This window comes from Paenibacillus sp. LRG-1, from assembly GCF_057220305.1.
In genome coordinates this window covers 1,136,954-1,151,512 of record NZ_CM170126.1, presented here as the reverse complement: position 1 = coordinate 1,151,512, position 14,559 = coordinate 1,136,954, and the positions used below count along the sequence as shown (strand labels likewise).

The window sequence follows — 14,559 nt, the reverse complement described above, 5'->3', positions numbered from 1 at the left end:
TCCCCTTTCTTATTCGGTTCGAATGGGTGCCAGTAAAGTAACCGAGGTGTATTGACCCGGCTCGCTTGTCACGGACAGTCCATATTGCGGACCATAATGCCGAAGACGTTCATGCACATTGCGCAGCCCAAAGCCAATAGCACTCCCCCGTTCCGCATCCAGCGACTTCCGGATATCGTTCAGACGCTCGGCTCCAATACCGCCCCCATCATCACTGACCGTCAAACGCAACATATCCCCTTCCCTTGTACCGGATAACATGATATAGCCACGGTCGGTGCGCCCTTTTAAGCCGTGGTAAATGGCATTTTCAACGAGCGGCTGGAGGATTAGTTTGGGTACATAAAATCCGCAAATATCCTCCTCGACCTCGCAAATCCACTCGAACGAATTCCTAAACCTGAACTGCTGCACCTTCACATAGGCGCTTACATGCTCGACTTCCTGTCCCAAACTGATTTGCTCTCGGCCATAACTTAGCGAAATGCGAAAGCATTTTCCGAAGGCACCGATTACCTCTGCCATATCCCGTTGCCCATTCGCCAAGGCCATTCCCTTCAGGGATTCTAGCGTGTTGTACAAAAAATGCGGATTAATCTGCGCCTGAAGCGCGCGGAACTCAGCCTGCTTACGCGACAGCAACGCTTCGTAGACCTGACCGTACAGTTCATGATTTTTTTGCATCATATGAAGAAAACGCTCCCCGATCTGCCCTACCTCATCCTTAGGATTAAAAACAACGGAAGTAGGAGCTTCGAAAGCTTGGGCTGAGCCTGTAGCGCTCACACTCCCATCGACCGCCATTAATCGGCTCAATTGAAGCAGGGGGCGACGAATCGTGTCACTCAGCCGATAAGACAGCATCCAGCCCAACATCAGTGCAATCAAAAAAGTCCAGATGGTCCAGGCACCAATTTTCCGCGCATCCTCGAACAGCACAGACTGATCGACTTTTTGCAGCAGCGTCCATTGTCCTTCATTTAACGGGCCGTAAGAGATCATCGTCTGGCGGCCGTTCCATGTTCTCCAGTCCTTCGTAAGCACAGGCCTATCCACAGCCGATTTGGCAATCTGCCGCAATAGCGCTTGATCCGCAACACCCTGCTCCGGCAATCGGTATACAGGCTCGCCCTCCTGATCCAGCACCCACATCTGGGTATTGCCATCTGTTTCATGAAAAGCAAGCCCCCGAAATAGACTGGCCTTGTCGATTTCCAGCAGCAAAAATCCGAGTGGTGCATAATCTCCAGTCGTTTTTCGGAGCAGTTTCCCCACATAGATGCGATCCTCCGCCATCCCGCGTCCGGATTCAAACGGCGAATGAGCCATCCACATCATGGGCCGCTCGGCGAGTAGGCGGCGATAGTACACACGTGCTTCCTCTAATGTAGGAAGGCCGCCAAAACGGACCGAAACATTCCCCTGATAGAGAGAATGCTTGAGCCCGCCATTGGCGGCATATATGAGAGAGGACGTGATATACGGCTTGGTCTGGGTTTGCGTACGGACAACCATACTGAGGGTTTCATCGTTCCGTAAATATTCATAATCATCTTCCGGCTTGGTCTCCAGTGTGGACTGCACATCAGGATTGCTGAGAATGGCATTGGTTAGATCATTCAAATCGGAGAGCGTCGCATTGACGTAATTTTCACTCATTTGCCGGGACTGCATAGCCAGCGCTTCCGACTTCTCACCAAGGGAATGGGCCGCGATCCGGTAAAAGGTAAAGGTCAGCACCACCATCGGAATGACGGTGAGTACCAGCGTCAGTACAATGAATTTCCCACGGATTGTAGGAATCCCGGCGAACTTTTGACGACCACGGCCTCCCATTCATCTGCCTCACTTACACATAGGCTGGGAGCCATGTCCCGTGGGCTGCAATTAGGTCATCACACAGAGAAACGATATCATCCATGGACAACTCTGCGGACGTGTGCGGGTCCAACATAGCAGCATGATAAATGTGCTCCTTTTTCCCGGTGATTGCAGCTTCAATCGTTAACAGCTGGGTATTAATATTCGTCCGGTTCAGCGCAGCGCATTGGGGTGGCAAATCCCCGACAAAGGTTGGCGTAACCCCGTTACGATTCACCAGACAAGGTACCTCCACACAGGCTTCCTTCGGCAGATTGGTAATTAAGCCTGTGTTCATCACATTGCCGCCAATGGCAAAAGGCTGATTCGTTTCGATCGCCTCAAATATATAAGAGGCATACTCGTTTGACCGTTCATGACGCAGATCCTGATTACCCAAAAGCTCTTCACGCATCGTTTCCCATCGTGCAATCTGGCTCACACAGCGACGCGGGTATTCATCCAAAGGAATATTGAAGCGCTCGATCAGCTCAGGGTATGCCCGTTTGATAAAATACGGATGATACTCCGCATTATGCTCGGACGATTCCGTAATGTAATAGCCGAATTTTAGCATCATTTCAAAGCGCACCATATCATGATGCTTTTCCTGCTGCTTAGCGGCGGCTCGTTTTTTAATCTCAGGATACAAATCCACACCGTCCTTGCTCACTTCGAGCAGCCACGCCATATGATTAATGCCTGCGATTTTTGCCTTTACACCTTCCTGCTCCAGCCCGAGGCTTTTAAACAGTTCCGGTATACACGCCTGCACGCTATGACACAGCCCTACCGTACGGACACCGCCATAAACGTTCATCACATTCGTTAGCACTGCCATCGGATTCGTGTAGTTGAGAAACCATGCATCCGGGCAAACCTCGCGTACATCTGCCGCAAAATCGAGCATCACCGGAATCGTACGTAAATTGCGGAAAATACCGCCAATACCAACCGTATCGGCAATCGTTTGGCGCAGGCCGTATTTTTTAGGAATTTCAAAATCCGTAATTGTACACGGATCATAGCCCCCTACCTGGATGGCGTTCACCACATAGGTCGCCCCACGCAGTGCTTCCTTGCGGTCAGTGTAGGAGCGAATCACACAGGTGCTCCCTGTTGTTTTTTTCAAATTGGATAAAATATTTTCCGAATCTTTCAGCCTTACGGGGTCAATATCGAACAACGCCAACTCAAAGCCCTGCAAAGCAGGCGTCAACATACAATCGCCAAGCACATTTTTAGCAAATACCGTACTGCCTGCACCCAGAAATGTAATCTTGCTCATACTTTTTCCCCCCATTCACATTTTTGTTCGCAGCTTTGCACTCCAAATGCAAGGATACCCACCGCCACTCTCCCCTTTACAGGAGGAAAGTGACGATGGGAAAGGTTACTCATAACTATGCGTTGTTGCCTCCCATTCAGGATACCCCCGCTGATTTAGCGGAGCTAACAGGCCGAAGCGGTAAGGCAGATGTTACCGAGGGTGTCGTAGTTGGCGGGGTTACTGAATTCTCCGGACTAACCGGTGTTACCGATGAATCCGCAGCCCCAGCCTCAATCACAGTTACCTTCGCAATTGCCTTTAACTCTGTCCCTTCTACTTTACCCTTCAACTCAAACGAACCTGGAGCAGCATATTGTGCAGGGTCTATATCCTCCCATTCCACAGCCACCCATTTGGTGAAGCCTTCTCCATACGTAGCTTCCACGACGCTTGGCAGTTCGGGTTTTTCACCCGCACGAGTCGTCACGTTTACTTCTTTTAACGCGGTGATTTTCTCAGTTGCCGCCAGATTCTGTGCTGTACCAGAGGCCAGTCCTGCCACCTCGGTTGCATTCAAAGCACGGCTGTAGATACGGAATTCATCCACCAGACCATTGAAGTACGGATCAGGGTACTGAGATTTGCCGATGAAATTATTTTTGGTCTGACCCAGACTGGTAGGATTCAAGGTCAGGTTGGTATTGCGTCCCACTTCTTTACCATCCACGTACAAAATACCTGTGGAACCCGAAAGCGTGACCGCAACATGCTTCCATACGCCTGTCGGCAGTACAGGGCCTTCAATCGTCTGCTCCTGTCCCTGCCCGTTGCCTTGGTTGGTAATAGCAAACAGCATGGTGTTTCCTGCTTTAGGCGTCAGGAACATATATTCATTCGTCCCGGAGCCGAAGTCAAAAATCCGCACATAATCGCTCAGGCTGTTCGCTTTGACCCAGCCGGATACGGTCAATTGCTGTGTCCGACTGACAATACCCGCCGGAAGCTGCACATAGCTGTCCTTGCCGTTCAGGCTGACAGCATTGCCTGTTTTACCCGCAGCCCATGCAGCCGTTCCCTTCACGGCAGCATCATTGCCACTGTCCGATGAATCCGCAACTATAGAACCGCTTGTTTCATCAAACTTGTAAACTGCAAGCTGTTCAAGTAACGGAGCCGCCGCTTCAGCTACCACCGTTACTTTAGCCTCAGCTGACAACTGAGAATCGCTGGCTGTCAGCTTGAACACATACGTTCCTGGCTCGGAAACGTCCACCTTCGTGCGCAGCGATGTTTTGTTACTGAATGTGACCTTCGCGTCCTGTGGTCCTTCGACCAGACTCCACTCGCTCGTCACCTTACCTTGTGGAAGTCCATCATCCGTAGCCGTGCCTTTCAGAATGATCTGATCCGGCAGCTTTACCTTCGAATCTTTGCCAGCATCCACGATAGGTGCTTTGTTCGGATCAGGTGTGGTCGGTGTCAGCTCTATCGTATAGGAGGATGCTGTACCAATCTCCAATTTAAGTTTGTTGGTGGTCGCATACGCATTAAACTTTCCTTGCGATTGACCGCCCACTTTAACCAGATACGTTCCTTTCTTCAAACCGTCAAATGTAACGTACGTGGAATGGGCTTGGCCCGGCGTTTGATTTTTCAGTTGGAACCATACATAATCCTTGGATGTTGCCAACTTGGCTTCTGTATATTGGTCCTTTTCCAGCTCGATATACAGCTTTTCCGTGATCAGATTGACCCGCTTGAACAGGCCGTCCAGTGGCTTGATCGTATACACGTTGCCGCTTTTGCTCACCTCTGCACCGTAGCCCGTCAATCCAAAAATAGGATCAATCGCGATATCAGCACTTAATGTTTTGAGCGCACCAAACAATCCGAGATCAGCCTCACCGCTCATGCCGCGCCAGCCGTTAAAGAGCGGAACATTTTTACCGCCGCCAGTGCCGTTCGTGCCGTTATTGCCTTTTTCCGCTTGATACGTCCATGCGACCGCCCCGATGTTTTCAGCGTCCGAGCTGATTTGCCCGGAGTTAATCGCTCCAACATTGGCAATTTTAGCTGCATAGGACAACCGCTGTTGTTCCTCACGGTGATTGTCCTCATGATGGCGAATCCAGTCATCCATCGCATATCCGGCAAGCGAAGTCGTGTACTGGAAGTTAAACCAGTTCTCCCCGGTAATCGTCACCGGATCGGTGTAGTAGTACCATACGGGCATATGACCGCGTGCCGCACGGGTTTTGGCATTAATTTTACTCATCATTTCCAGGGCTTTACTTTGCTCGCCCTCTGTATCTATATTCTGCTTGGCTAACGTATATACAGCCTCTTCCCCTGTATTGTCATAGCTATATTCAGAACCGTAAGGATACTTTGTATTTTTAAAATTGTTATATTTACGATCCATTTTTTCCTTGAGATCATTCGCTTCATCATCATAGCCTTCATCATGAAGTGCCTGAATAATATCCGGTGTGGTCAGTTCGCCCATCAAACCTGTTTCCCAGTTGTACGCGACTGGCCCTTCATACAATGCTTTGAAAATGTTATACGCCCGCAGCAAATAGGTTTCCTTTGGATGCTTGTAAGTGACAAGATCCGGGTATTCCTTGGCAATCTTGTACATGCTGAAATACGTGTTGTATACGTGCGGATACGCATACCCTCGATAGGTCGGTGTATCATTAGGCTCTGGCATCAAGAAATCATGAATTAAATAATCCTCATGATGTCCGTTCATCAGATTTGTCCAGATCGCCGTCTCCAAATAATCGTCTACTGCCCGCACCTCTTTGGCGACTGGAGACAGTGTGTTTTTCTCAGCCAGGAACTGTCCGTGGGTCAGACCCCAATCGTCTCCCCAACCCCAATAGCCGTTAAAAATGTTGCGTTTGGATTTGGTATGCATCATCCAATCGTCAAATACCTTGTCGCGCAGATCACCCGGTACATTCCATTGGGTTTTGTCGACCATAAATGTAGCATGCCGTTGCAACGCCTGATCAATCGGCTCGATGGCATAGAACTGTAACACCGTTTTGTTGCCGTTGCCGTATTCTACCGTTATGAAGTTCGGGCCCAGCTTAGTAAATTTCAGTTCATAAATGTAATGTCCTCCGGCCTTGCTATCTGTCTGCGGAATAACGGTTCCGTCTGGATAGGTTACTTTGCTGATCGCCTGCTTGGAGCGCAGGTCCACCTTCGCTTTTTGATTCGTAGGCACGATCATGCCGGGTACGACTGTTGTATCCACCAAGTTTTCTTGGTACAACGTATCTTTTACATCATGCTCGTCCTTCACCGCCAGAAACTTGAAGCCATAGTTTTTGCTTTGACCAGGATTCAGGATCAGGCTTGTATTGGGCAAATACCCCCGATTCGTGGACTTGATGACATTGGAATGAATATAAAATACATTGAGTCCTTCCAGCCATTTGCCTTCGTTGGCCGGGTTCCAGGCCCATTTGCTGCCCGGATGCTCCTCATCCCGCCAGTGATCCTGATATTCAAAACCCGCACCTGTTGTGGAATCAGGAATCAGCAGCAGGGAAGAACCAATGCCGCTGGGACGCCCAGCTGTAATATAGGAGCTGTTATTGCCGACAAAGGAATGCGTCACCACTCTAGTTTCGTAGATCGCATCACCGTTGGTCCACTGCTCATTAAAAGGCAGAGGCAAACCGAAATCGCCAATCTCCAATTTTTTTCCACTTGTATTCTGCACCTGTATATTCCACAGCACCGAACCATTCGACTCTGCCGAATACGTTTCAATGACTTTAAAATTGCGTATGCCTTCTGCGTCAGTAGAATTCTCGTACGTGACAGTGACACGGTTACCACTGGTTGTGATCTTACGTGCGTCTGCCGACTTGTTCGTCCATGCCTTCGTCCAGCTGCCTCCATCCAAGCGGTACGTGAACATCAGCTCCCCTAGCCACTGATGATCTGCGGTGTTCTGCTCAGGTGTAACCGTTGTGTTCATCACGTACTCTGTCGGGAAAGCATCTCCCTTGATACGTATGGATGAAATTTCACCGTGCTCACCTGTCTGAATCGTCAGCTTGTCATTGGATAGTTCATGGGCCTCTGCCGTATGCGTCCCAAACAACACAGACGCTGTGGTTAAAAACAAAAATGCCGCCAATATTCCCTTAAATTTCATCAACACGGCCTCCTTTTGGATCTCGGGGTCCTGATTTGCTTGCCAATCACCTGAAGTCTCTTCATTTCGCCGCAACCTCCTTGGAAATGTAAGCGTTACAACTCTATTGTACAAATCCTTGTCCATTGGTAAAATCAACATTTTCAACCGATTTATATAGGATTTCAACCTAATAGAGGGATACTGTTAGATCGGCAATCAACCAAGCTACGACAGATTTATCTGAATTAAGATTACTGATGATGGAGAGAAAGAAATTTAGATAGGGAGCAAGGAGGCATTTTTAGATATATCGGGGTGTGATCAGATTATACAAACGGACACTATAAAATCGAGAATTTATTTTGAGCTGCTGTAGTGGGGAATCGATACGTTGGGTTTTCAGATGCGAGGGTATTTATTAAGATAGTTTCGCTCCTAAGGTAGAATTTGGAGTCTGCGTATGTAAAGAATTTTGGGGATAGGGTATGGGGAAAAATCTGCTGAAAGCATCTATAAACTGGGCTGATTCCAATGGTATGCTTTGTATTGGTCAACCCCCATTTTATAGAGCTAACAAATCATATCTATCCCATAGCAATAGCAAGAGGCATGTAAACCGTACAAATATAAATACTGCCCCAAAATCTATTTTTAGGGCAGTATCAACATATCTCATTATTTTTCTATTTTTATAGTTCTTGAATTGTTGGACGAATAATCATCTCATTAATTGCTACATCGGCTGGCTGTTCAATTGCAAATGCTATGGCACGAGCAATGTTAGAAGGCTCGATAGCAATTCTCATATCCTCATTAATTGCTGTTTTTAACTCTGAGTTTGAAATTGCTGCTGTTAATTCTGTATCAATCGATCCTGGCGAGACAATAGTCGTTCGAATATTGTTGATACACTCTTCTCTACGAAGGCCTTCTGTAATGGCACGCACAGCAAACTTTGTACCACTATAAACTGAACTAGCAGGGAATACTAAGTGCCCTGCTATAGAGGAAACGTTAATGATATGCCCTTCTCTTCTTTCTCTCATGGATGGAAGAACGGCAGCAATACCATAAAGTACACCCTTTATGTTAACATCCACCATCAAATCCCATTCTTTGATTTTCTTTTCATGAACAGGGGATAACGGCATGACTCCTGCATTATTGACCATTACGTCTATTTTTCCAAACTCTTTAAGCGCATAATCCGCTAACTCTTCCATCTGCTCATGTGAGGAAACATCCGTCACTTTATAAACAGCTTGCCCGCCATTATTTTGAATTGCTTCTTGCAGCTTTTGCAAACGAGCTTCACGACGAGCGGCCAGTACCAGCTTCGCACCTTTAGAGGCAAGTTCTTTTGCAGTCGCTTCTCCAATTCCACTTGAGGCACCTGTAATAATGACAACCTTACCTTGAATATTTGACATATAATTGACATCCTTTCTTAATGAATACGTGATAACGATAAAAATGTTATTCTTCGATATGAAACCATGGACCTGAAGCTTGGATGACACCCCAAAGTTTTTCCGGAAGCTCAAGCTCACTAACTTTTGAAGCCTTTATCGCTGTTTGGATTTCAGACTCTTGTCCACTTTGAACCTTTTCTACCCAGTCTGGATTCATGATTAACGTATGACCAATAGCCGCTAAGGACAGCCCCTTATCTAAAGCCGTTACAACGTCATCCGGAGTGTCCATAGCACCAGCTGCCATTACAGACAATCTGCCATTTACATGTTCTATAATTAATTCAAGATATGTTTTTTCATCCTGACTATCGAACGGCTTTAACGAGAGCGCATTTACGAGTGAAGCATGCACATAATCGACACCTTCTTCAATCAGGTGATCAATTAATGTATAGGTATCTTTCATTCGCAGACCACCTTCAATTGGTTCATCAGGAGAAAGCCTGTAACCCAATATAAACGGTTTTGTAGCAAATTTTCGAATCACATTTTTCATTTCTTGAATAACCGCCAACGGAAAGCGCAAGCGATTTTCTAAAGAACCTCCCCATTGATCCTCACGTCTGTTGAAGAATGGAGAAAAGAAGTTTTGCAGCAAAAATCCATGTGCACCATGAATTTCAACGCCATCAAATCCTGCTTCAATGGCTCGTCTTGTTGTTTCTCCAAATGCACGAATTACTTCCATGATCTCATGATGTGAAAGTGCTCTCGGCAAAACAGAAGGAGCAAATGCCGTAGCTTCAGTCTGTACAGCACTGGAACTTACCACATCTCCATTTGGAGTTAAGGTCGGAAGTGCTTTGTTGCCTGCGTGGAAAACTTGAAGTACCGCAGGAGCTCCTCCACTTTTCGCCGCATCGGCTAATTTTCGTAAACTTGGAATAAATGTATCGTCATAGCCTGCAAATTCATGCGTAAAACCTATACCGTTTGGTTGGACATGCGTACAGCCTGTTATAACCAAACCTACACCGTTCACTCTTTTTTTATAATAATTTACTTCTTCATCTGAAATCGTGTAATCGTCATTACTGGCCCAAGTTGTCATAGGCGCCATAATGACTCGATTTCTAAGGTCGATTCCATTTTTGAGTGTAAAGGATTCAAATAGTTTGTTATATTTTGCGTTCATTTTCTAACCTCTTTCTAGTTATTCATTTATAAACTGTAGTAATTGTTGTCTTAAGTTAAAGCATTTATTCGCATTCCCAGAGGAGATTACCAGTTGATGAGCGCTCACAACATTGGTACAATGACATCATAAAGTATTCGAGTAACTCGAAGTCAATAGCAAGGAGGTTCGAAATTTTGAATCAGACATTACATGAACCAAAATATACGGTAAAAGATGTATCTGAAATAACTGGCCTTACAAAACATACGATCCGTTACTATGATGACCAACAATTAATACCTTTCGTTTCGAGAGACGGCAGAAACAATCGCTTATTCTCTGAACATGATCTGGATTGGTTGCGAATGGTGCATTGCTTTCGTATTTCAGGATTGCCGATTTCAGAAGTCAAACATTACATTGCTATGTGTTTGCAAGGTGATGAGACGATCCCTGAAAGGGCTGAGCTTGTTGTAAAACAAGAAAAAGAACTAGAAGCGAAGATCCATGAGTACAACCTTCAATTAATGCACATAAAAGAGAAGAAGGCTTACTACGAAAGTGTTTTGGCTGGTCAATTAGACGATACCTGGAATCCAGTTAACAATAACCCAGAATGTGGAGAAAAGTACGATATACCGGAACATATCAAATCAGCGTCAAAAGTTCATGCTTGATCTTAGAAGATAGTCTACGGCTTCGAGTACACTCGAAGTCAATTTTTTTGTGTATTTAATTTTGACGGATATTGCACCAATCTGCCTGTTACTTCAATGAAAGAGGGAGCATTCGCCGCGGCAGTGTGCTCCCTGTTCTAAATTTAACTATCGTTTTCCGTTAGTTGAACCCCGAATTAAATTAAGTTGTAGGTGGTAGTGAGAGGATTAGGCAAACATTTGGCACGAACGGGATAACGATCGCTTTGTCATCTGGTGCATAATAAGGATGTGAAGTGGGTGTCTGTTATGAATATGGATTGTAGTTGATTTACACATAATAATTAAAAATACTGGAGGATTTTATATGCAAAAAGTAACTTTGAACAATGGTGTTGAGATGCCTATACTCGGTTTTGGTGTTTATCAGATCCAAGATGCAAATGAATGTGAACAAAGTGTTTATGACGCTATTATGGCAGGCTATCGGTTGATAGATACCGCTGCCTCTTATTTAAATGAAGAAGCAGTTGGCAGAGCGATTAATCGAAGTGGCGTGACAAGAGAGGAGTTATTTATCACTACGAAACTTTGGGTTCAGGATACTGGTTATGAGCGTACAAAAAAGGCATTTGAAAAATCACTGGAAAGATTGCAGTTGGATTATTTGGATTTGTATTTAATTCACCAGCCATATGGAGATGTATTTGGTTCTTGGCGCGCTATGGAGGAATTGTATCGTGAAGGAAAGGTCCGTGCAATCGGCGTTAGTAACTTCCATGAGGATCGCCTGATCGATTTGATTATTCATAATGAAGTAGTTCCTGCCGTAAACCAGGTTGAAACGCACCCATTCAATCAGCAAATTGAAAATGCAAAATTCATGAAAGAGAATAACGTTCAGATCGAATCCTGGGCGCCTTTTGCTGAAGGGAAAAATAACTTGTTCCAGCATGAGATATTGGCAGCCATAGCTGAAAAGTATAATAAATCCGTTGCTCAGGTGGTTTTACGCTGGTTGACACAAAGAGAAGTTGTTGTGATTCCAAAGTCTGTTCGTAAAGAAAGAATTATCGAAAACTTCGATATCTTTGACTTTGAGTTAAGCCAAGAGGATATGGAGTCGATTACTACGTTAGATACGAAACAGAGCCTGTTCTTTTCACATCGCGATCCTGACATGGTGAAATGGATCGGTAGCCGTAAACTCGATATCTAACCCTCTTTCAAAAGATCACCCGTAGGTTTTGATTACGCCAAAAGAACCAACAATTTAACAATAACCGTTAGAAGTATGGAGTAGATGCCCTAAGGAAATCTACTCCTCTTTTTTCGTTTACGGTATCAATGTATTTATTGAACTATCGTGTACGCTTAGTTTAATACATTTATCAAAGAAGGGACGTCCCCCATCACAGATGTCTGGAGAAACGCCCCTATCTCTTGCCTTTCCGTCTGGTGCATATGGCGGCCGGACGGATGTGCCTGATTCCTTGCTCATTCCACAATTTCCGCTCCTGTTCGCCTGTCGGCGGTGATCGCTACAAAGCAATACATTTATGTCGTAGGAGCACAATGTCCCCTTACCAAATTATTGCACCGCAGAAATATTGAGGGCGGCCTCTATTTGATATTGGCATTATTATCGAAAAATACTGCATTTCTTTCCCTCTATGCAACCTGCGTAATAACAAGGTGCGCGGAAACTGGTCTTGTTCCTCCAGCTAATGGAGTGATCGTGAGTGCCGCGGCATTGCCAGCAGGATTTCGCACTGTGAGTACTGAATTAATGACCGTTGTTTGTACAAGAGCCATTCCTACTATTTGAGAAGTACCTGTTGCACGCCCGACCACCGTATAAGCCAGGTCAGCGCCGTTGAGTGTTAAAATGAGTTGACCCGGTTCGTTTACACCTACCTGAAACAAAACCTGATAAGTGCCAATTGTAGCCAAGTTAAAAGAACTCGCATTTATACGGGTAATTGCAGTCCCACTGATTGGACCATCTTGCGGAAAACTCACGTCCGTGTCGGGAGCAACAGTTGCTGCATTATCAGGAGGCATCAAGGCAAAGAAATCTGCAAAGCCTAATACTCCACCTGCTGGTCCTGCTGCTCCTGTTGCTCCTGCTGCTCCTGTTGCTCCTGTTGCTCCTGCTGGACCTGTTAGCCCTGCTGCTCCTGCTGGTCCCGCTGGCCCTGCTGGTCCTGCTGGTCCTGCTGCTCCTGCTGGTCCCGCTGGCCCTGCTGGCCCTGCTGGTCCTGCTGGTCCTGCCAATCCAGCTGCGCCAATTGCTCCTGCAATCCCTGCAAGTCCCTGTGGGCCAAGTGCTCCTGCAAGTCCTTCGGGGCCAAGTGCACCTATCGCTCCTGCAATCCCTGCAAGTCCTTGGGGACCAAGTGCTCCTGCAAGTCCTTGAGGGCCAAGCGCCCCAAGTGCTCCTGCAATCCCTGCCAGTCCTTGGGGACCAAGTGCTCCTGCAAGTCCTTCGGGGCCAAGTGCGCCTATCGCTCCTGCAATCCCTGCCAATCCTTGGGGGCCAAGTGCTCCTGCAAGTCCTTCGGGGCCAAGTGCGCCTATCGCTCCTGCAATCCCTGCCAATCCTTGGGGGCCAAGTGCTCCTGCAAGTCCTTCGGGACCAAGTGCTCCTATCGCTCCTGCAAGTCCTGCCAATCCTTGGGGGCCAAGTGCTCCTGCAAGTCCTTGAGGTCCTGCTTCTGCAATTGCTCCCGCAAGTCCTTGAAGTAATTGCTGACCTTTAGGTGGGGGACACGGTACCCGCACTATTTTTTTAATAACTAGAAGACGTCGTTTCTTTTTTTTCCCTTTTGGATGGCAAACAATTGCGGTTTTCTTTTTGCACGATTTTTTTTTATACAGAAAACTCAACAGTTTCTTTTTTCTTTTCTTTTGGATGGCAAACAATTGCGGTTTTCTTTTTGCACGATTTTTTTTATCCGGACAACTCAACAACGACACCTCCCTATAAAGATAGTTTAGTGTACGTGAGTTGTTTATTTTAGGCATGGACGAATAGCCGGTTATTCGCTAGACTAAAAACCATTTTTAGAATATTGGGTGTTTAGTAGGGTGCTGTTATTTCACAAACCACAACACTCTTTCAGTATGATTACAAAATTTAATCATCCTTCACTGCGTCAACCAAAATCACATTTGGGTCTCTTTTTGTACCTCACAGTGGCAGTGTGCTCCCTGTTCTAAATTCAAATATCGTTTCCCGTTAGTTGAATCATTTCTGTGATTGATCCACCTTGTAGATTCTTCTGGTAAGCGCCTGGTCATCATCTGTCCATGATATTTGGAGCTGTTTGCGGGTTTTTGAGTGCAGGCAGTAGAATGCCATCGATTAGCACTGTGAAGAAAGGCTTGTCGAACGGTTTGCGCTGGATGAGTCCGCGAAAGGAAGCCATTGAAGTAATGACCTGACAAGCCATCTCAATGTCCGCGTGAGCGGGAATTTCACCGCGGACGACGGCTCGGTTCATAAGCTCGCGGTTCACAACAACCCATGGCTCGAAAATCCCGGCTGTTCCTGCTTCGGCAAATTCCGGATGCTGCAAAAAGGAGCCTAGGCCCGCTAGGACTCGAAATTTTCGTTCTTCTTCCGCGATCGATTGCGGCTTCAAAAGCACGAGGAGATCTTCGCGCAAGGTTCCTGTATCAGGCAAGCTTTCGAGCTCAAGATGATTTCGATTCATCCAGGCCAAGGCGTCTCGGACTAACTCCGCCTTGGAAGACCAGCGGCGGTAAACCGTCGCCTTCCCAGCCTTTGCTCGAGCCGCGACCATGTCCATTGTCATACCATCGAAACTCGTATCGGCGAGGATGTCGATTGTCGCCTCAAGGATTTTATCATCCCGCGTGTGATCTCGCTTGCGGCCCAATTTTTGTGCAGGCTTTTCTGCCACAACCTCAGATAATTCGGCCCTCTCAGACATTTCCTTTTTTATTTTACTCATAAACTTAGCTCCTTTTAAAATATATATTAAGAAACTGCT

Annotated in this window: 9 protein-coding genes; 2 read left to right on the top strand and 7 right to left on the bottom strand. The window is 46.4% G+C overall.

Translation table 11 applies throughout. The features are described 5' to 3' along the window. Positions 1-9 precede the first annotated feature (9 nt). The 5 genes from ACUUJN_RS05165 to ACUUJN_RS05145 form a co-directional block, all read right to left on the bottom strand. Positions 10-1,836: a cache domain-containing sensor histidine kinase gene (locus tag ACUUJN_RS05165; protein ID WP_068938451.1), complete on the bottom strand. Its 1,827-nt coding sequence runs from the start codon at positions 1,834-1,836 to the stop codon at positions 10-12. Between the two features lie 13 nt (positions 1,837-1,849). Beyond that, complete coding sequence (gene melA, locus ACUUJN_RS05160) at positions 1,850-3,148, bottom strand: alpha-glucosidase/alpha-galactosidase (RefSeq protein WP_069079686.1); 1,299 nt, start codon at positions 3,146-3,148, stop codon at positions 1,850-1,852. Positions 3,149-3,284: 136 nt separating this feature from the next. After that, entirely contained in the window at positions 3,285-7,310 is a 4,026-nt protein-coding gene (locus tag ACUUJN_RS05155) for a DUF5695 domain-containing protein (RefSeq protein ID WP_484669343.1), read from the bottom strand. Between the two features lie 671 nt (positions 7,311-7,981). Further along, a complete protein-coding gene (locus ACUUJN_RS05150) occupies positions 7,982-8,722 on the bottom strand; it encodes an SDR family oxidoreductase (RefSeq protein ID WP_484669342.1) in 741 nt (246 codons plus the stop codon). A gap of 46 nt (positions 8,723-8,768) precedes the next feature. Beyond that, positions 8,769-9,902, bottom strand: a complete 1,134-nt coding sequence (locus tag ACUUJN_RS05145; RefSeq protein WP_484669341.1) for an NADH-dependent flavin oxidoreductase — start codon at positions 9,900-9,902, stop codon at positions 8,769-8,771. A gap of 176 nt (positions 9,903-10,078) precedes the next feature. Between ACUUJN_RS05145 and ACUUJN_RS05140 the strand changes: the two genes are divergently transcribed. After that, a complete protein-coding gene (locus ACUUJN_RS05140; RefSeq protein ID WP_023987240.1) occupies positions 10,079-10,561 on the top strand; it encodes a MerR family transcriptional regulator in 483 nt (160 codons plus the stop codon). A gap of 346 nt (positions 10,562-10,907) precedes the next feature. Then, positions 10,908-11,759 (top strand): aldo/keto reductase, encoded by an 852-nt coding sequence (locus ACUUJN_RS05135; RefSeq protein ID WP_023987239.1) that lies wholly within the window; start codon positions 10,908-10,910, stop codon positions 11,757-11,759. A 452-nt stretch (positions 11,760-12,211) separates the two neighbouring features. Here the strand turns inward: ACUUJN_RS05135 and ACUUJN_RS05130 are convergent, their stop codons facing one another. Then, positions 12,212-13,510 (bottom strand): collagen-like protein, encoded by a 1,299-nt coding sequence (locus ACUUJN_RS05130; RefSeq protein ID WP_484669340.1) that lies wholly within the window; start codon positions 13,508-13,510, stop codon positions 12,212-12,214. Between the two features lie 332 nt (positions 13,511-13,842). Continuing rightward, entirely contained in the window at positions 13,843-14,520 is a 678-nt protein-coding gene (locus tag ACUUJN_RS05125; RefSeq protein ID WP_484669339.1) for a TetR/AcrR family transcriptional regulator, read from the bottom strand. Between the last annotated feature and the right edge of the window lie 39 nt (positions 14,521-14,559).

Bases quoted from the DNA above. Each gene is read 5' to 3' on its own strand.
- ACUUJN_RS05125 (WP_484669339.1), bottom strand. From the start codon at position 14,520: ATGAGTAAAATAAAAAAGGAAATGTCTGAGAGGGCCGAATTATCTGAG.
- ACUUJN_RS05135 (WP_023987239.1), top strand. From the start codon at position 10,908: ATGCAAAAAGTAACTTTGAACAATGGTGTTGAGATGCCTATACTCGGT.
- ACUUJN_RS05155 (WP_484669343.1), bottom strand. From the start codon at position 7,310: ATGAAATTTAAGGGAATATTGGCGGCATTTTTGTTTTTAACCACAGCG.
- melA (WP_069079686.1), bottom strand. From the start codon at position 3,148: ATGAGCAAGATTACATTTCTGGGTGCAGGCAGTACGGTATTTGCTAAA.
- ACUUJN_RS05150 (WP_484669342.1), bottom strand. From the start codon at position 8,722: ATGTCAAATATTCAAGGTAAGGTTGTCATTATTACAGGTGCCTCAAGT.
- ACUUJN_RS05145 (WP_484669341.1), bottom strand. From the start codon at position 9,902: ATGAACGCAAAATATAACAAACTATTTGAATCCTTTACACTCAAAAAT.
- ACUUJN_RS05165 (WP_068938451.1), bottom strand. From the start codon at position 1,836: ATGGGAGGCCGTGGTCGTCAAAAGTTCGCCGGGATTCCTACAATCCGT.